Origin of the sequence: Diplocloster modestus, assembly GCF_019042245.1 — a bacterium.
In the GTDB taxonomy this organism is placed as follows: domain Bacteria; phylum Bacillota; class Clostridia; order Lachnospirales; family Lachnospiraceae; genus Diplocloster; species Diplocloster modestus.
On the sequence record NZ_JAHQCX010000056.1, the window covers coordinates 1 to 266 of the forward strand.

The 266-nt window shown below is 59.4% G+C and carries 1 protein-coding gene; it reads right to left on the bottom strand.

Annotated elements, in window-relative coordinates; genetic code table 11:
- Positions 1 to 227, bottom strand: a 227-nt coding sequence (locus KTH90_RS25615) for a pyruvate formate lyase family protein (RefSeq protein WP_238727632.1), incomplete at its 3' end; no start/stop codon positions are given.
- Positions 228 to 266 lie beyond the last annotated feature (39 nt).

Sequence of the window (266 nt, forward strand, 5' to 3'; positions counted from 1 at the left end):
GTAGCCCCGCACACATGACCGAACGGTGTGTTGCTGGATACGGTGCTTGTGGAGCAGTGCAGTGTGCCGCCGATCGGCCCCCTGCCATATCTCGTATTTTTGTACGAAGACAACTCCTTCGCTATCATCGCCATCACATCCCGGGCGATAAAGTCCACCTCGTCCACGTCATTGCCGTATTTCGGCACCGCAAGGCACATCGCCTTGATCTGCGGGCCGGTGGGCACCGTCGTCTCATCCTGCCAGTTCGTCTCCAGCGCGTGCTG